The 16,430-nt window shown below is 72.3% G+C and carries 15 protein-coding genes and 1 pseudogene; 10 read left to right on the forward strand and 6 right to left on the reverse strand.

What is annotated here, in order from left to right; all coding sequences use genetic code 11:
- Window positions 1-663 precede the first annotated feature (663 nt).
- From VFZ92_RS21715 to VFZ92_RS21735, 5 genes are all read left to right on the forward strand, one after another.
- Window positions 664-2,124, forward strand: coding sequence for an AlkA N-terminal domain-containing protein (locus VFZ92_RS21715; RefSeq protein ID WP_330877834.1), 1,461 nt, complete (start codon window positions 664-666; stop codon window positions 2,122-2,124).
- A gap of 14 nt (window positions 2,125-2,138) precedes the next feature.
- Window positions 2,139-2,624, forward strand: a complete 486-nt coding sequence (locus VFZ92_RS21720) for a methylated-DNA--[protein]-cysteine S-methyltransferase (protein WP_330877835.1) — start codon at window positions 2,139-2,141, stop codon at window positions 2,622-2,624.
- A gap of 111 nt (window positions 2,625-2,735) precedes the next feature.
- Window positions 2,736-4,580, forward strand: a complete 1,845-nt coding sequence (locus VFZ92_RS21725) for a sigma-70 family RNA polymerase sigma factor (protein ID WP_330877836.1) — start codon at window positions 2,736-2,738, stop codon at window positions 4,578-4,580.
- A 79-nt stretch (window positions 4,581-4,659) separates the two neighbouring features.
- The gene (locus VFZ92_RS21730; RefSeq protein ID WP_330877837.1) at window positions 4,660-6,105 is read left to right on the forward strand and encodes a DUF1996 domain-containing protein; all 1,446 of its coding nucleotides are present in this window, start codon (window positions 4,660-4,662) and stop codon (window positions 6,103-6,105) included.
- Window positions 6,105-6,662, forward strand: a complete 558-nt coding sequence (locus tag VFZ92_RS21735) for a DUF305 domain-containing protein (protein WP_330877838.1) — start codon at window positions 6,105-6,107, stop codon at window positions 6,660-6,662. Before VFZ92_RS21730 ends, VFZ92_RS21735 begins: the two co-directional genes overlap by 1 nt.
- A 63-nt stretch (window positions 6,663-6,725) precedes the next feature.
- Here the strand turns inward: VFZ92_RS21735 and VFZ92_RS21740 are convergent, their stop codons facing one another.
- Window positions 6,726-8,168 (reverse strand): phenylacetate--CoA ligase family protein, encoded by a 1,443-nt coding sequence (locus VFZ92_RS21740; RefSeq protein WP_330877839.1) that lies wholly within the window; start codon window positions 8,166-8,168, stop codon window positions 6,726-6,728.
- 23 nt (window positions 8,169-8,191) lie between these two features.
- Here VFZ92_RS21740 and VFZ92_RS21745 point away from each other — a divergent pair, with 23 nt between their 5' ends.
- A complete protein-coding gene (locus tag VFZ92_RS21745) occupies window positions 8,192-9,187 on the forward strand; it encodes a hypothetical protein (protein WP_330877840.1) in 996 nt (331 codons plus the stop codon).
- Here the strand turns inward: VFZ92_RS21745 and VFZ92_RS21750 are convergent.
- Window positions 9,172-10,008 carry an alpha/beta hydrolase gene (locus tag VFZ92_RS21750; RefSeq protein ID WP_330877841.1) on the reverse strand — a complete coding sequence of 279 codons (837 nt, stop codon included), beginning with the start codon at window positions 10,006-10,008 and terminating at the stop codon, window positions 9,172-9,174. The two genes, VFZ92_RS21745 and VFZ92_RS21750, sit on opposite strands and share 16 nt — an antisense overlap.
- Before the next feature lie 74 nt (window positions 10,009-10,082).
- On the opposite strand from VFZ92_RS21750, the gene VFZ92_RS21755 reads away from it, so the two are divergent.
- Window positions 10,083-10,640, forward strand: a complete 558-nt coding sequence (locus VFZ92_RS21755) for a helix-turn-helix domain-containing protein (RefSeq protein WP_330877842.1) — start codon at window positions 10,083-10,085, stop codon at window positions 10,638-10,640.
- Window positions 10,633-11,517 carry an SRPBCC family protein gene (locus VFZ92_RS21760; protein ID WP_330877843.1) on the forward strand — a complete coding sequence of 295 codons (885 nt, stop codon included), beginning with the start codon at window positions 10,633-10,635 and terminating at the stop codon, window positions 11,515-11,517. Before VFZ92_RS21755 ends, VFZ92_RS21760 begins: the two co-directional genes overlap by 8 nt.
- 3 nt (window positions 11,518-11,520) lie before the next feature.
- On the opposite strand, the gene VFZ92_RS21765 is transcribed toward VFZ92_RS21760, so the two are convergent.
- Window positions 11,521-11,925 carry a VOC family protein gene (locus VFZ92_RS21765; RefSeq protein ID WP_330877844.1) on the reverse strand — a complete coding sequence of 135 codons (405 nt, stop codon included), beginning with the start codon at window positions 11,923-11,925 and terminating at the stop codon, window positions 11,521-11,523.
- Between the two features lie 38 nt (window positions 11,926-11,963).
- Window positions 11,964-12,356 (reverse strand): helix-turn-helix transcriptional regulator, encoded by a 393-nt coding sequence (locus VFZ92_RS21770; protein ID WP_330877845.1) that lies wholly within the window; start codon window positions 12,354-12,356, stop codon window positions 11,964-11,966.
- A gap of 64 nt (window positions 12,357-12,420) precedes the next feature.
- Between VFZ92_RS21770 and VFZ92_RS21775 the strand changes: the two genes are divergently transcribed.
- Entirely contained in the window at window positions 12,421-13,089 is a 669-nt protein-coding gene (locus VFZ92_RS21775; protein WP_330877846.1) for a TetR/AcrR family transcriptional regulator, read from the forward strand.
- Here the strand turns inward: VFZ92_RS21775 and VFZ92_RS21780 are convergent.
- A complete protein-coding gene (locus VFZ92_RS21780; protein ID WP_330877847.1) occupies window positions 13,058-14,188 on the reverse strand; it encodes a metallophosphoesterase in 1,131 nt (376 codons plus the stop codon). The genes VFZ92_RS21775 and VFZ92_RS21780 overlap by 32 nt on opposite strands.
- 874 nt (window positions 14,189-15,062) lie before the next feature.
- Here VFZ92_RS21780 and VFZ92_RS21785 point away from each other — a divergent pair.
- Window positions 15,063-15,428, forward strand: a pseudogene (locus VFZ92_RS21785) (transglycosylase SLT domain-containing protein); the annotation flags it as partial.
- Window positions 15,429-15,552: 124 nt separating this feature from the next.
- Here the strand turns inward: VFZ92_RS21785 and VFZ92_RS21790 are convergent.
- Window positions 15,553-16,338, reverse strand: a complete 786-nt coding sequence (locus VFZ92_RS21790) for a hypothetical protein (protein WP_330877848.1) — start codon at window positions 16,336-16,338, stop codon at window positions 15,553-15,555.
- Window positions 16,339-16,430: the final 92 nt, after the last annotated feature.

Consider the following 16,430-nt stretch of genomic DNA (forward strand, 5'->3'; position numbering starts at 1 on the left):
ACCCGTGGTTTCGAAGTCGGCAGGCGAATGCCGCGGATCGTTCTCCGCTGAGAGGTCCTGGGGGTCTTCTCAGCGGCCGTGCGTCGAGCGACCAGGTCGCTGGCACGGTGCGGCCACCTGACCGGAGGCCGCTCGGTCCCGCGGCGGTCCTACCCACCGCTGAGGGAGCTCGGGTGTGCCCGGTGCTCCGGCTCGTCCTCGACACGCGGACACGTGGACGGGTCGACATCCCGTTGGCGCGGTTGGCCGCTCTGGTCACCGCGCGCTGAACGCCGGAGCGGTCGCCGCGGGAACCCGGTGGTTCCCGCGGCGGCTCCGGCGTGTCCTGCGCCACCGCGGACGACCGCGGCGATCGGTCGTCCCCGGTCGCCTTTCGGGCTGTCGGGATAACCGCCACCACCGTGCCGCGGCACGGCACGGTCACCGCGGCACGGCCCGTTCGGGATTGGGTCGATCAATCGTCGCGACCAGTTCGGGAACAGTGTTTATGAACTAGGTGCGGCGCTCCGGGACTCGGTGCCGGCGTTGACGAACGGACGCCCGAGGAATCCCCTCCCGTCGATCCGCGCACCGAAAAAGGGGGACCGGACCACCGGTGCGGGCCGCCACCTCCACGTCGTTTTCTCGCGAGCCACCGGGCTCGGCCGCGCGCAGACTGGTCGCATGCACACCGACCGCGAACGTTGCGTCCGCGCCGTCCAGTCCAGGGACGAGCGGTTCGACGGCTGGTTCTTCACGGCCGTGCTGACGACCGGCATCTACTGCCGTCCGAGCTGCCCGGCGGTGCCGCCCAGGGTCGAGAACATGGTGTTCCACCCGAGCGCGGCGTCCGCGCAGCAGGCCGGGTTCCGGGCCTGCAAGCGGTGCCGCCCCGACACGTCGCCGGGGTCGCCGCGGTGGAACGAGCGGGCCGACCTGGTCGCCAGGGCGATGCGGCTGATCGCCGACGGGCTGGTGGACCGCGAGGGCGTGCCGGGGCTCGCGGCGCACCTCGGCTACAGCGTCCGGCAGGTGGAGCGCCAGCTCCTCGCCGAACTCGGCGCCGGTCCGCTGGCCCTCGCGCGGGCCCAGCGGGCGCAGACCGCGCGGCTGCTGATCGAGACCACCGCGCTGCCGATGGCGGACCTGGCGCACGCGGCGGGGTTCGCCAGCGTGAGGACGTTCAACGACACCGTCCGCGAGGTCTACGCGCTGACGCCGACCGAACTCCGCGCACGGGCGGGCACCCCCGGCCCCCGGACGCCCGGCGTGCTCTCGCTGCGGCTGCCGTTCCGCCGCCCCCTATGCCCGGACAACCTGTTCGGGCACCTCGCCGCGACGGCCGTGCCGGGCGTGGAGGAGTGGCGCGACGGCGCGTACCGCCGGACCCTGCGGCTGCCCCACGGCCACGGGATCGCGTCGCTGCGGCCCGCGCCGGAGCACGTCGACTGCACGCTCGCGCTCACCGACCTGCGCGACCTGACCACGGCGATCAACCGGTGCCGCCTGCTGCTCGACCTGGACGCCGACCCGGTGGCCGTGGACGACCAGCTGAGCACCGACCCGGTGCTCGCGCCGCTCGTGCTCAAGGAGCCCGGCAGGCGGGTGCCGAGGACGACCGACCCGGAGGAGTTCGCGATCCGCGCCGTCCTCGGCCAGCAGGTGTCGACCGCCGCCGCCCGCACGCACGCGGCCCGGCTGGTGCGGGCCCACGGCGAGCCGATCACCGACCGCGACGGCGGCCTGACCCACCTGTTCCCGACGACCGAGGCGCTCGCGGACCTCGACCCCGAGGCGCTGGCGATGCCCCGCAGCCGCCGGGCCACGCTGATCGGCCTGGTCGCCGCGCTGCCGGACCTCGACCTGGGTCCCGGCGGCGACTGGGACCGGGCCAGGGCCCACCTCGGCGCGCTGCCCGGCATCGGCCCGTGGACCGTCGAGACCATCGCGATGCGCGCCCTCGGCGACCCGGACGCCTTCCTCGCCACCGACCTCGGGATCAAGGCGGCGGCCGAATCGCTCGGTCTGCCGACCAAGCCCGCCGAACTGGTCCGCCGCTCGGCCTCGTGGTCGCCGTGGCGGGCCTACGCGGTCCAGCACCTGTGGGCGACCGGTGACCACGCGGTCAACCGGCTGCCCGCCTGATCGGGAGAAGACCCTTGCACACCACCATCGACAGCCCGGTGGGTCCGCTGACCCTCGTCTCCACCGACGGGAACCTCAGCGGCCTGTACATGCACGAGCAGCGCCACCGGCCGCCCGCCGAGGCGTTCGGCGAGCCCGACGCCACGCCGTTCACCGCCGCCGTGCGGCAGCTCCGGGAGTACTTCGCGGGCGAGCGCACCGAGTTCGACCTGCCGCTCACCCTGCGCGGCACGCCCTTCCAGCGGTCCGTCTGGGACGAACTGACCAGGATCCCCTACGGCGAGACGATCTCCTACGGCGAGCTGGCCGCGCGCCTGGGCAACCCGGCGGCGTCACGGGCCGTCGGCCTGGCCAACGGCCGCAACCCGGTCGGCGTGATCGTGCCGTGCCACCGGGTGGTCGGGTCCACGGGCGCTCTCACGGGTTACGGTGGCGGCGTCGAGCGCAAGCAGCACCTCCTCGCGTTCGAGCGCACGGTCAGCGGCCTGGCGCCCCGCTGATCGACCGGGCCGGGGGACTCCGGGGAAAAGTCCCCGAGATTTTCTCGTTATCCCCGATCGTCGGGGACATCTCCTGGTCAGAGGACCTGGAACCCGGCGAGTGAGGTGGGCATGGCGGTACCCGTGGAACCCGGAGTCGCGACGGTGGTGGCCGCGCGCGACGGTGACCAGCGCGCCCTGGACGAGCTGGTCGCCGGGTACCTGCCCCTGGTCTACAACATCGTCGGCCACGCGCTGGGCGGTCACGCCGACACCGACGACGTCGTCCAGGAGACGATGCTCCGCGCGGTCAACGGGCTGTCGTCGCTGCGCGACCCGGCGGGCTTCCGCTCGTGGCTCGTGGTGATCGCGATGAACCAGGTCCGCGAACGCCACCGCGCCCACCAGCGCGTCCCCGTCACCGGCGAGGTGCCCGAGGACCTGGCCGACCCCGGCGCCGACTTCGTCGACCTGACGATCATGCGGCTCCAGCTCTCCGGGCAGCGGCGCGAGGTCGTCGCCGCGACCCGGTGGCTCAGCGAGGACGAGCGCGAACTGCTGTCGCTGTGGTGGCTGGAGGCGGCGGGCAGGCTGACCCGCACCGAGGTGGCCGAGGCGCTCAACCTCACCCCGCAGCACACCGCCGTGCGGGTGCAGCGGGTCAAGGGCCAGCTCGACGCGGCCCGGATCGTGGTGCGCGCGCTGGAGAAGCAGCCGCGCTGCCCCGAGCTGGCGGAGGTCGTGGCCGACTGGGACGGCGACCCGAGCGCGCTGTGGCGCAAGCGGATCGCCCGCCACACCAGGGGCTGCCGCCGGTGCGAGCGCGTGATGAGCGACCTCGCCGCCGTGGAGGGCCTGATCGCCCGGCTTCCGCTGGTGCCGCTGCCCGCCGCCCTCGCGTTCTCCCAGCCGCTGCTCACCGCGACCGGCACGTCCGCCGTCCTCACCCAGGTCGGCACCGCACCCGTCGCCACGGGCAAGGTCGCGCTCCTGCTCCAGGGCGCGCTGGCCAAGCCGATCGCCGCCGCTGCCGCCGCCGTGCTCGCCGCGGGTGTCGCCGTGACCGTCGTGCTGCCGTCGGGTGAGGAGCCCGTGGCGCAGGCCGTGTCCGTGACCACCAGCGCGACGCCCACGAGCATCCTGCCGCCGGAGACCGCGCCCTCGCCTGGGTCCAGCTCTTCGGTGCCGCCCACGACGACCACGACGACCGCCCCCGCCCCGCCGCCCGCGGCCGAACCGGTGGTGGCGTCGGCGAAGAAGGGCGTCAGCACGTGGAACTTCGACGGCGTGACCAAGGCCCTCGGCGACGTGCGCGCGGGCTGGTACTACACCTGGGGGTCGACGCCCGAGGGTGTCGTCGCCCCGCCGAACGTGGAGTTCGTCCCGATGGTCTGGGGCGAGAAGTCCATGGACCAGGCCAACCTGGACCGGGCCAAGGCGAACGGGAAGGTGCTGCTCGGGTTCAACGAGCCGGACTTCCCCGAGCAGGCCAACATGACGCCGGAGCGCGCGCTCGACCTGTGGCCCCGGCTCCAGGAGACCGGCCTGCGGCTCGGCGCGCCGAGCGTCGGGCACAGCGGTGACAAGGAAGGCGCGTGGCTCGACCGGTTCATGACCGGTGCCGCCCAGCGCGGACTGCGCGTCGACTTCATCCCGATCCACTGGTACGGCTCGGACTTCAGCGCCGCCGCCGTCGACCACCTCAAGAACTACGTCGAGGCCGTCCACGCCCGCTACGGCAAACCGGTGTGGCTGACCGAGTACGCGCTCATCGACTTCTCGGGCGGCACCCCGCGCTACCCGAGCCAGCAGGAGCTGGCGGCCTTCGCCCGCGGTTCCAGCGCGATGCTGGAGGGCCTCCCGTACGTGGAGAGGTACGCCTGGTTCGCGCTCCCCGCGGACAAGCCCGGCACCGGCCTCTACGCACCCGGTGGCACCCCCAACCAGGCGGGCGAGGCGTACCGCGACGCGGGCTGAGCCCTGCCGCTTCCCCCCTTCCCATCCCCGAAGAACGTCATTCCTCCGGCATTCCCCCGTGCCTGTCGAAAGGACAGCCATGTCCCACGTCCTGCCCCCGTCCACGTTCAAGCGCTGGCGAGGCCGCATCGCCGTGCTCTCCGCCGTCGTCGTCGCGGGTTCCGCCGTGACCGTGAACGCGATCTTCGCCGCGACCGCGCCACCGCCACCGGACCTGCTGTCCAAGGGCGGCGCCGTGACCGCGTCCTCCGTCGAGGGCGGCGCCTTCGCGGCGAACCGCGCCGTCGACGGCGACACCGGCACCCGCTGGTCCAGCGCCTTCCAGGACCCGCAGTGGATCCAGGTCGACCTCGGCTCGGACGCGGCGATCTCGAAGGTCGTGCTGAACTGGGAACACGCCCACGCCGAGGACTTCACGCTCCAGACCTCCAGCGACGGCGTCCGGTGGGCCACCGTCGCGAACGTCGAGGACAGCCGGGGCGGTGTCGAGACCCTCGACCTGTCCGCGACCGGCCGCTACGTGAAGCTGCACGCCACCAAGCGCTCCACCCAGTACGGCGTGTCGCTGTGGGAGTTCGAGGTGTACGGCAAGGCGGGTGCGGTGAGCGGCCCGACCGCGCCGACCGCGCCGCCCGGATCGTCGTCGACCTCCGCCACGCCGACGACGGCCGCGCCCACGACCACGACCACGACGACGGCCACCGCGGCCCCCGGCACCACGACCGGCAGCCCGACGACCCACACGCAGAAGCCGATCCCGCCGAACGCCGTGCGCGTGGCGGAGTTCGTCGCCGAGTGCGGGTTCAGCCACCGGCTGCCCGACGACCCGATCGTCTTCCCGAAGCTCGCGGGTGCCTCGCACCTGCACACGTTCTTCGGCAACACCTCCACCGACGCGCACTCCGACACGGACTCGCTGATGGCGGCCGACACCAAGTGCGACCCGGTCGAGGACAAGACCGCCTACTGGACGCCGACCGTGCTGGTCGACGGCCAGCCGGTCGACCCGCCCACGTCGACGTTCTACTACCTCGGTGAGGGCGTGAACGACGAGGTGACCAAGCAGATCCAGCCGATCCCGGTCGGCCTGCGGATCATCGCGGGCAACGCGAAGGCCACCAGCGCCGAGGGCACCAGGACCCGCTGGGACTGCAACGGCGCGAGCGTGACCCCGTCCAACGACTTCGTGAGCTGCCCGGCTGGCGCGAAGCTCCAGTCCTACCTGGACTTCCCGCAGTGCTGGGACGGCAAGAACCTCGACTCGGCCGACCACAAGTCGCACATGGCCTACCCGGTGCACCCCGGCGTCTGCCCGCCCTCGCACCCGGTGCCGCTGCCCAAGATCCGCCAGGTCGTGAACTTCCCGATCTCCGGGGTCGACGCGTCGCGGATCACGCTCTCCTCCGGGCCCGGCTACACCTACCACATGGACTTCATGAACGGCTGGCCCGCGGCGGAGATGGAGCGGCGGGTGCGCGACTGCATCAACCGCATCGTCAAGTGCGGCCACAACGGGAACCCGTGATGCGGGCGCTGAGCGCGGTGGTGGTGCTCTGCCTGGTCACCGCTGGGTGCGGTGGTGCGCCGGACACCGGCCCGGTGGGCGCGTCGAGCGCCGTCAGCACCCCGCCGTCCGGGGGGCTGACGCCCACCGACGTGGCGTTCGTGGAACTGGCCATCCCGCAGAACGAGTCGGCGCTGGCCGCGGCGGAACTCACGCTGAAGCGGTCCGGGTCGAACCCGGAGCTGGTCGCGCTCGCCGAGCGCGTCGACAGCGGCTACCGGGTCGAGCTGGACCGGCTCAACGGCGTGCTCACCGCCGCCGGGCTGACGAGGAGCGACCAGCACGACGGCCACGACATGCCCGGCATGATCACGGCGCTGGAGCTGGCGGCGCTCGACCAGGCGCAGGGCGCGGCCTTCGACGAGCGGATGCGCGAGGCGTTCCGCGCGCACCTCCGGGAATCGCTGACGGTCGCCCAAGCCGAGCTGTCGTCGGGGACGGCGAAGTCCGTGCTGGAGCTGGGCTCCGACATCGAGCGGACGCGCACTGAGCTGCTGGGGCGGCTCGGGGCTCCGTAGGGACCGGCCGCGGGCGGTCGGGTGCTCGCTCCCCGACCGCCCGCGGTTCCCACCCGCCTGCGGCTACGACGACGAGCGCGTGTAGCGGTGCTTCACGCCCACCGGGAAGTGCTCGGGGTCGCCCGCGGGCTTGAGCACCACCTCGGGCGTCCGCCGCTCGGCGGGGACGTAGTGGGCGAACTCGCTGTTGAGCCGCAGGAGCTGCTCGCGCACCGAGTTCGCCAGCAGCGCCGGGTCACCGGTGCGGCCGGGGGCCAGTTCGACGGTCACCCGCAGCCGGGTGTTCTCGTCGGTGTCGGACACGGTCTCCAGCACGAACTTGCCGGTGACCCAGTCGCTGATCCCCGGCTGCTCCAACCCGACGGTCACGTTCTCCGGGTAGACGTTGGCGCCGAAGAACGACACGGTGAACAGCGACCGCCCGAACACGAAGACGAACGGCAGGTCGTTGTCGACCTCGGGCGCGAAGCCGTTGCGGGAGCAGAAGTCGAGCATCTCCGCCGAGCTGAGCACGCCGCCCTCGTCGGCGATGTGGTAGCGGATCAGGGGAACGCCGTTGTCGCCGGAGAACAGCAGCGTCCCCTCGTGCACCTCGAAGAACCGGCTGTTCGGGTCGTACTGCACGAGGGTCGGCAGGCGGGAGTCGCCGAACAGCTCGCGGGCCAGGTCCGGGCGGCCCGCCAGGAAGCGGCGGATCGAGACCGACAGCGGCGTCTCGTTGCCCAGCACGCCCGCGTCCGCCGTGCCGTAGAGGGACGCGGAATCCCGTGCGGGGTCGGCCATCCCGACCCGGCGCCCGACCAGGTCGCGCCACTGCTCGCTGAACACCTCGCCCGCCAGCACCAGCTTCACCGCGTGCCGCGACCAGTCGAACCCGGCCGCCAGCCCGGTGTCGACGACGTCCTTCACGAACGGCGGGTAGCCCAGCAGCACGACCTGGTCGAAGTGGTCGGCCAGCTCCGGCAGCACGCGCAGGACCTCCGCCTTGTCGTTGCCCGGCGCGACGACGGTGATCGGGTAGCCCTTGGCGGCCAGGTGCCGCGTGCACGCCAGCGTGAACAGGCCCCCGACCCACGTGCCGAGCGGGAAGCACACCACCGCGAGGGTGCTGCGCTCGTGGGCGCGGAAGCCGTCGCGGAACACCTGGTCGAAGCGGCGCGCGACGGCCAGCTCGTCGACGAGCGAGCGCGGCCACACCGTCGGCCGACCGCTGGAGCCGGACGACACGGCGATCACGTCGCACCCGTCGAGGCGGCCGTCGCGGCAGAGCTCCGGCAGCGGGTAGCGGCGGTGGTAGGTCTCCTTGTCGATCATCGGCAGGGACCGGAAGTCGTCCATCGTGACGACGGTCGCGGGGTCGATCCCGTGCTCGCGCAGGAACTCCCGGTACGCGGGCACGGTCGCCGCCACCCGCTGGAAGAGCTCCAGCACCGACTCCTGGGCGCGGACGTCCGCGAAGAACGCCTCGAACCCCTTGACCACCCGTGTCCCGCGATCGACGTCCACCCGACCACCCTAGGGTGATCCCGGTGTGGCGGCGGATACCGATCGACGACCGGGTGCTCGGCAGACCGAAGCACGTCAGGGGGATCACCAGCAGCCCGCGGTCGCGCGTGTGGTCCGCGGAGTTCGACGGCGTGCCCGCGGTGGTCAAGCAGTCGGTCGGCGGCTCGGACGCGGAACAGCGGTACCGGCGGGAGCTGACGGCGCTGCGGCTCGCCGGGCGCGCCGAACCCCGGCTCGCGCCGCGGGTGCTCGGCACCGACCCCGAGCGGCGGATCGTGGTGCTGGAGCGCCTGCCCGTCCGCAGGCGCACGATGCCGGACTGGGTCGTCTACGCCGAGGGCCTGGCCCGGCTGCACGAGGTCACCACGGCCGCCGACGCCGGTTCGCTGCTCCCGGCGGACGTGCCCACCGACGCCGACCTGGCCGCGTTCCGGGGGCTGTGCGCCGACTTCGGCCTGACCACCCCGGACGACGAGCTCGACCCGTTGCCGCGGCGGCTGTCCGGTGGGCACGACCTGGTCCACGGCGACCCGTGCGTCGGCAACGCGCTGCCGGTCGACGGGCGGACGTGGTTCCTCGACTTCGAGCACGCCGCGCTGGGCAACGGGCTCACGGAGCTGGCCTACCTGCGGATGGGGTTCCCGACGTGCTGGAACCTCAACGTCGTGCCCGCGGACCGGCTCGCCGCGGCGGAGGCCGCGTACCGCGCGCTGCGCCCGGACGCGCCGGGCACCGTCGCCGAGCACTGCGTCGGCTGGCTGGTGCGCGGGGACGCGCTGGTCCAACGCGCCCACCGGGACGGCCGCGACCACCTCGGCAGGCTGCTGCGCGAGGACTGGCGGTGGGGCTTCGTCGGTGCCCGCCAGCGCTTCGCGCACCGGCTGGGCGTGGTCGGGGCGCTGACCGACCCGGCGGTCGCGGGCACGGCCCGGCTCGCGCGGGCGCTGCGGGAGCGCGTGCTCGCGCGGTGGCCGGACGCCGCCCGACCACCGCGCAAGGCGGCTCACACCTCGGAGTGAGCCAGGATCGCGGGCACCACGACGTCCCACGAGGACTTCGGCAGCTCGTGGCCCACGCCGTGCAGCACGACCAGGGAGGCGTTCGGGATCAGCTCCGCCAGCGCCTCCCCGTGGGGCAGCGCGAAGAGCGGGTCGCGGTCGCCGTGCAGGACCAGCGTCGGAGCGGTGACGGCCTCCAACCCGCCCTCCCAGGACGGGCCGCCGTGGAGCAGGTCGTGGTTGGAGGCCGACCGGAAGCTCGACGTCCGGTCGAGGTCGTGCTCGACCCCGGCTCGCACGGCCTCCTCGTCGAACTCGCCGGTGGTGAACCAGCGCTGCACGCCCACGACGTGCTCGACCACCGCCGAGCGGTCCGACCAGTCGGGCTCGGCCAGGGTGGAGAAGTACTCCAGCGCCTCCGGGGACAGCGGTGGGAGGCCCTCCGTGCCGGGCGCGGCGGGGCTGGTCGCGACCAGCGTCAGCGAGGCGACCCGCTCCGGGTGGTCCACGGCCAGCACCTGGGCGATGCCGCCGCCCATCGACAGGCCGACGACGTGCGCGGAGGCCACGTCCAGCGCGTCCAGCACTCCGACGGCGTCCGCGACCAGCTCGGGGAACCCGTAGCCGGGTTCGCCGGGCGGGTAGGTGACCGACCGCCCGGTGTCGCGGTGGTCGTAGCGGATCACGTACCGGCCGGTCAGCCGCGCGCAGAACTCGTCGGGCCAGGACGTCATGGAGCTGTTCGACCCCGCGACCAGCAGCACCGCGGGGTCGGCCGGGGCGCCGAGGGCCTGCACGCACAGCTCGACCCCGTTGACGGGGAGCAGTCGTTCACCGGTCATGGGGCAGAGCCTGGACGACCACCCGGCCGACCGCATTGACAAGACAGATTTTTATGTACAAACTTATTTTTGCGATGAGAGACGTCCTGTACCTGGATCGGATCGAGCAGGCCGAGACCCTGCTCAAGCCGCAGCGCGTGGAGGTGCTGCGGCAGCTCGCCGAGCCGCACTCGTGCGGCGAGGTGGCCGAGCAGCTCGCCCAGACCCCGCAGCGGGTCTACTACCACGTGAAGCGCCTGGTGGACGCCGGTCTGGTGACCCTGGTGTCCGAACGCCGGGTGCGCGGCATCCAGGAGGGCGTCTACCAGGCGGCGGCCCGCTCGTACTGGCTGTCGCCCCGCCTGGTCGGCGTCCTCGGCCCGCGCCGGGCGCAGGACGAGCTGAGCCTCGGGCACCTGCTGACCCTCGTGGAGGAGGTGCAGGCGGACATCGCAGACCTGGACCGGACCGCTCCCGAGTTGCCGTCCATCGGCGTGTCGGGGGAGATCAGGGTCCGGCCTGAGCAGCGCCAGGAGTTCCTGGACGACCTGAAGACCGTGCTGCGGGACCTGTTCACCCGCTACGGCGGCGCGGAGGGCGACGCGTTCAAGCTCGCCGTCGCCTGCTACCCGAAGGGAGATCGTGATGACTGACCCGATGAGGATGACGGCCCGCGTCGAGGCGCCCCTGTCCGACGTGCGCGCGGCGCTGACCGACCCGACGGCGCTGCGCACCTGGTTGGCCGAGCACGTCGAGGTGGAGCTGCCGGGCACGTTCGAGTTCTGGGGCCGCTACACCCCGGAGGGCGACGCGCCGCACCAGCGCCTGCTGCACGTGGACGACCGCACGCTGCGGTTCTCGTGGCTGGTCGGCGGCGAGGACACCACCGTGGAGATCGTGCTCGACGAGGAGACGGCGGACACGACCACCGTGACGCTGAGCCAGTCGCACGTCCCCGACTGGGAGGAGGTCGCGGCGGGCACCAGCCCCCTCGCCGTGCTGCACACGTTCTGGGCGCTGTCGATCACGAACCTGGTCGACCACGTCGAGGGCCGCGACCTCACCCCGAAGTGCGACTTCACGTCCACCGACCTGCGGGCCGAGCTGTTCATCGACGCCGTCCCGGAGGAGGTGTACGAGTCCCTGCTCGACCCGGTCGCGTTCAGCAGGTGGTTCGGCGCCAAGGTCGACATCGAGCCGCACGTCGGCGGCCGGTTCGCCATGGGCGGCTTCGAGTTCGAGAGCAACCCGGCCAAGATCCTCGACCTCGTCCCCGGCCGCCGGATCCAGCTCGCCTGGGAGGGCGGCGACGGCTTCGTCGACACGTGGGAGCTGGCCGGGTCGAACGGCGGCACGAGGCTGACGTTCGTGCAGAGCGGCTTCGACGAGCCGGACCACGGCGCCTGGGCGGGCTGGCTCGGCGGGCTGGCCGAGCTGCGCCGCTACCACGAGCTGGAGAACTGGCGCCCCCTCTGGCTGTCCGTCGACATGACCGGGCTGCCGGAGGGGATGCTCACCATCGGCGAGTAGCGCTCAGCGGCGGCTGGAGAAGCGGATCGAGTTGCCGGACGGGTCGCGGAACGCGCAGTCCCGCACCCCGTACGGCTGGTCGACGGGCTCCTGCATCACCTCGGCGCCGGACGCCCTGATCTTCTCGAACGTGCCGTCGAGGTCGGTCGTGGTGAAGATGACGGTGCTCAGCGACCCCTTGGCGAGCAGGCCGCGCATCGACTCGGCGTCCTTCTCCGGCCGCCCCATCCCCACGGCTTCCAGGACGATCTCCACGTCGGGCTGCTCGGCCGGTCCGACGGACAGCCAGCGGTACTGGTCGAAGGGCTGGTCCACGCGCAGCTCCAGCCCGAGCACGTCGCGGTAGAACGCGAGCGCCTCGTCCTGGTCGTGAACGGGGATGAAGGTGTGCGAGAGCTTGAGGTCCATGCCCGAGAACGTAGGACGGGACCCCGGTCCGGCGCTTCTCAGATCCTGCTCGGTCTCGTCATCGTCTTCGAGTAGCAGGCGGGCACCGGCTCCGCGGCGGTGTGGTCGCGGGCCCGGTAGGCGCTGGGGGTCTCGCCGACGAGTTCGGTGAACCGGGAGCTGAACGACCCGAGGGACGTGCAGCCCACCTCCACGCACACCTCGGTCACGCTCAGGTCCCCGCGCCGCAGCAGCGCCATGGCCCGCTCGATCCGCCGGGTCATGAGGTAGTTGTACGGCGTCTCCCCGTACTCGGCCCGGAACCGCCGGGAGAAGTGGGCGGGTGACATCAGCGCCGCGCGCGCCAGCGAGGGCACGTCCAGCGGCCGCGAGTACTCCCGGTCCATGAGATCACGGGCTCGGCGCAGGTGGGCCAGGTCCTCGAACGTCACCGCGACAGCATCGCACCCGCGGTTCCGGGGCGGGAAAAGACCGACGGGCTGATAAATTCCGACCGTGACCTTCCAACGGGCCCGCCGACCGGAACAGGTCCAAGCCCGGCGAGCGGCCATCCTGGAGACCGCCGCCGCGATGCTCGCGGAACGCCCGGTGGCGGACATCAGCCTCCGCGAGCTGGCCGACCGGGTGGGTCTGGCGAAGTCGAACGTCCTGCGCTACTTCGACAGCCGCGAGGCGATCTTCCTGGAGGTGCTGGACGGCGCCTGGCGGGCCTGGCTGGACGACGTCGAGGCCGACCTGCGCGCCCTGGCCGTCGGCGGGGGCGAGTACGCGAGGGAGACGGCGGTGGGGCGTGCCGTCGCGGCGTCCGTGACCCGCCACCGGCTCCTGTGCGAGCTGATGAGCACGATGGGCGGGGTGCTGGAGCGCAACATCTCCCAGGAGTTCGCCAGGGTCTTCAAGCGCCGCGCCGTCGGCAACACCGCCCGCCTGGCGGAGCTGGTGACCCGCGAGCTGCCCGGCCTGAGCCCGGAGCGGGCGACCCACTTCGCCGGGGCCGTCCTCGTGCTCGTCGCGGGCCTCTGGCCGTACGCGAACCCGACGGACGAGGTGGCGGCCGTGACGGCGGAGATGGGCATGCCCCACGGTGGCGACCTGTTCACCACCGGCCTCTCGGACGGGCTGGTCTACCAGCTCATCGGCCTGACCGCAGCACCAGGACGCTGATCTCGCTGGGTGCGAAGACCCGGAACGGCGGCCCCCAGAACCCGGACCCGCGGCTCGTGTAGAGCTGCGTGCGGTCGCCGTGCCCGCTCAGGCCCTGGAGCACGGGCTGGTCGACCCGCACCAGGAGGTGGAACGGCCAGATCTGCCCGCCGTGCGTGTGGCCGGACAGCTGGAGGTCCACCCCGGCCCCGACGGCGACCGGCACCTGCTTGGGCTGGTGGGCCAGCAGCACGACCGGGTCGTCGGGGCCCACGCCCTCCAGCGCCGCCGCGATGTCCGGCCCGTGACCGGTCAGCGTCGACCCCGTGCCGGTCGGGTCGTCGATGCCCGCGAACACCAGCCGGTCGCCGCCGCGCTCCACCACGTGGTGCCGGTTGTGCAGCGGGTCCCAGCCGAGGTGCTCCATGTGGTCGAGCCAGCCCTGGGCCTCGTTGTAGTACTCGTGGTTGCCGGTGATGTAGAGCTTCGCCTCCGCCGCCCGCACGGTGCCCAGCGGGGCGACCTGGCCGCGCCGCTGCTCCACCGTGCCGTCCGCGAGGTCGCCGGTGTGGCAGACGACGTCGGCGTCCAGCTCGTTGATCTTGGCGGCGAGCCCCTCGGACCACCTCGTCCGCTCCAGCGGGCCGTAGTGGGTGTCGGTGATGACCACGACGCGCAGCCCGTCCAGCCCGCGCCCGAGCCGGGGGAGCACCACCTCGGTGGTCCGCACCCGCGGCACCCGCATCGCCTCGACGTAGCCGTGCAGGAGGAGGACCGCCACGACCGCCAGCGTCACCACGGCGGTGATCCGCGCCCGGTCGGGGTTCTCCACGCCCGCCAGCGCCAGCACGGGCCGCAGCAGGAGGCCGAGCAGTGTCCAGGTGAACAGCACCCAGACGGCGCCGAGCGTCGTGTCGGCGATCTTGGCAGCCCAGTCCGCGTGCCGCCGCCCGTGGCCCCTCGCCATGAGGAACGGGAACGCCACCAGCGCCACGGCGAAGAGCGCCGTGCCGAGGGCGGTGACCGGGGCGGGCCAGTCGGGGCCGACCGCGACCAGCGCGGCCCACGGCGTCCCGAACAGCAGCGCCAACACCAGGACGAGCACCAGTCCGCGGCGCATGTGTTCCTCCGTCTGCCGTGTGGAGCGTCCACACGTGGTCAACGGTACGGAGGGCCCGCGCGGGACCGCCCCGCGCCGGTGGCGGCGGGTCGGTCTGCGCGAATTGTGAACCGGGGTGCCCGCCGCTCCGTAGTACCCGTCGTGGCACACCCGAACCCGCAGGTAACGGCGATCTCCCGTTCGTGGAGCTCGTCCACACCCTCAGTAGCAGTACCTGGGGCAAACGTGATGAGAGTCACCTATAGGGTGTCGATCGGTTGCCTTAGGCAGTGACATCAGGTTACGTTCCCGGCCGCAGGTCACGGTTCGGTCACTGAATGGACACGGCAGTCGCCCCCGAAGCGGCTCCACCTGGATCCCCCGCCAGCGGTCCACTCGGCCGAACTCCCCGACGCAGGAGGATCGTTTGTCCCGGCATGGAAAAGCCGCTGGTCGCACCGTGTACACGGTCGCTCCCCAGCCTGCGGCAGCAGTCGCGTCCCGCCCTGCCTCGCACCGCGTGGAGACGGACTGGGCGCCCCTCGGCACCAAGGTCTCCGCCTTCGTCGTGGCAGCCGGTGTGCTGGCGGGCGCAGGTGCCGCCGCCAACGCGATGGCCAAGGTGGGTGGCCCGGCCTCCGGCGCCGCCATGGACCTGTCCTCCGGTCCGGAGATCCAGACCCTCTCCTCCGACGTCCACGCGAAGTCCGCTTCGCTGAAGACGATCCAGATCGCGAACCCCGCGATCGAGGTGGGCAAGCTCCTCCAGCTCGACAAGCGCCAGTCGATCCAGCAGTTCCAGACGGTGGCCAAGTCCGCCGCCGACACGGTCGAGTCGAACCGCAAGGCCGAAGAGGCCCGGATCGCCCGCGAGAAGGCCGACGCGGGCAAGTCCCCGCACCAGCGCCAGGTCGAGGGCTGGATCCGCGAGGCGATCACCATCCTCGCCGCCAACGGCACCGCGATCGACGAGAGCAGCGTCGACGAGATCTACCTGATCATCCAGAAGGAGTCCGGCGGCAACCCGAACGCCGTGAACAACTGGGACTCCAACGCCGCCAAGGGCACGCCGTCGAAGGGTCTGATGCAGTGCATCGACTCGACGTTCAACGCGCACAAGCTGCCCGGCCACAACGACATCTTCAACCCGGTCGACAACATCATCGCGGGTGTCCGATACACCTACGACCGCTACGGCGGCTTCGCGGGCCACCCCGGCCTCGTGTCGATCAGCGTGGGCGGCGGCTACCAGGGCTACTGAGCCCCTCTGCGCGACCGGGAGCGAACCGACCGGCGCAGGCGCCCGCGCCGGGGCGACGGGCGCCGTGCTCGCGGACTTCCCGCCGCGGGACGTGCACTCGGCAGGCCGCCCGTGCCTGCGCGGATCAAACCTGACCGGTGAACACCGCTTTGTCGGAACCGAAACCGGGCTGGAGCACCAGCTGCATTTCGCCGGGCTCCGCTCCGACCGAATACGACTGCTCGAAGGTGAAGGTCTTTCCGGGCATCACGGTGCTGGATTCGAATCCGCCGCCGCACCCGCCGTTGGAGTCGAAAACGCTTTCGGCTTTCTTTCCCGCGAACTGCGCGTCGCTGCCGAACGAGAGGCCCGCGGTCTCGAACGGCTTGTCGGTTCCGTTGGTGATGACGATCGTGAACTTCACCGCGCGCACGACGCCCTGGGGAGCCGCGAACTCGCCCGGCGTGCACGCCGCGGGGGCCGCGACGTCCACCGCCAGGCCGTCCTTCCAGGTGTAGCGCGTGCCCCACGTCGGGCTGCCGGCCGCGGGCGCCTGCGCGACGGCGGCGGGTTCACCGGTCCCGCCGGGGCTGACCCGTCCGTCGTTCGTCGTGCCCGCGAAGATCTCATCGAGCTTCTCCGCCGTGCTCGACTGGACCGAGACGGTGATCGCCACGCCGGCGACGCACAGCACGACGCCGATCGCCGCCAGGATCTTCTTGCTGCCGAAGAGCGCGATGGCGCCCAGCACGATGCCGACGAACGCGATCACCGCGGTGAGGTTGTTCAGGAAGATGACCGGGGAACCGACGACGCCCACGATCCCGAGGATGAGTGCCGTCCAGGCGAGTGTGCCGAACTTCGTCTTCGCGGGCGGTGCGAGCGGTGCGGACGGCTGCGGGTGGGGCGCCTGCTGCTGCGGGTAGGTCATTTCGTCTCCTGCGGTCGATGCCTGTCCCGTGGAGTCGCCGCCGAAGGTGTGCTCGTTACCCGAAAAGGTCACTCTCGGGCGCTTCGGGTGGA

The organism is Umezawaea sp., assembly GCF_036375055.1.
Taxonomy (GTDB): domain Bacteria; phylum Actinomycetota; class Actinomycetes; order Mycobacteriales; family Pseudonocardiaceae; genus Umezawaea.

Coding starts and splice junctions, on each gene's coding strand:
- VFZ92_RS21715 (WP_330877834.1), top strand. CDS start 664: ATGCACACCGACCGCGAACGTTGCGTCCGCGCCGTCCAGTCCAGGGAC.
- VFZ92_RS21725 (WP_330877836.1), top strand. CDS start 2,736: ATGGCGGTACCCGTGGAACCCGGAGTCGCGACGGTGGTGGCCGCGCGC.
- VFZ92_RS21730 (WP_330877837.1), top strand. CDS start 4,660: ATGTCCCACGTCCTGCCCCCGTCCACGTTCAAGCGCTGGCGAGGCCGC.
- VFZ92_RS21735 (WP_330877838.1), top strand. CDS start 6,105: ATGCGGGCGCTGAGCGCGGTGGTGGTGCTCTGCCTGGTCACCGCTGGG.
- VFZ92_RS21750 (WP_330877841.1), bottom strand. CDS start 10,008: ATGACCGGTGAACGACTGCTCCCCGTCAACGGGGTCGAGCTGTGCGTG.
- VFZ92_RS21755 (WP_330877842.1), top strand. CDS start 10,083: ATGAGAGACGTCCTGTACCTGGATCGGATCGAGCAGGCCGAGACCCTG.
- VFZ92_RS21760 (WP_330877843.1), top strand. CDS start 10,633: ATGACTGACCCGATGAGGATGACGGCCCGCGTCGAGGCGCCCCTGTCC.
- VFZ92_RS21765 (WP_330877844.1), bottom strand. CDS start 11,925: ATGGACCTCAAGCTCTCGCACACCTTCATCCCCGTTCACGACCAGGAC.
- VFZ92_RS21780 (WP_330877847.1), bottom strand. CDS start 14,188: ATGCGCCGCGGACTGGTGCTCGTCCTGGTGTTGGCGCTGCTGTTCGGG.
- VFZ92_RS21790 (WP_330877848.1), bottom strand. CDS start 16,338: ATGACCTACCCGCAGCAGCAGGCGCCCCACCCGCAGCCGTCCGCACCG.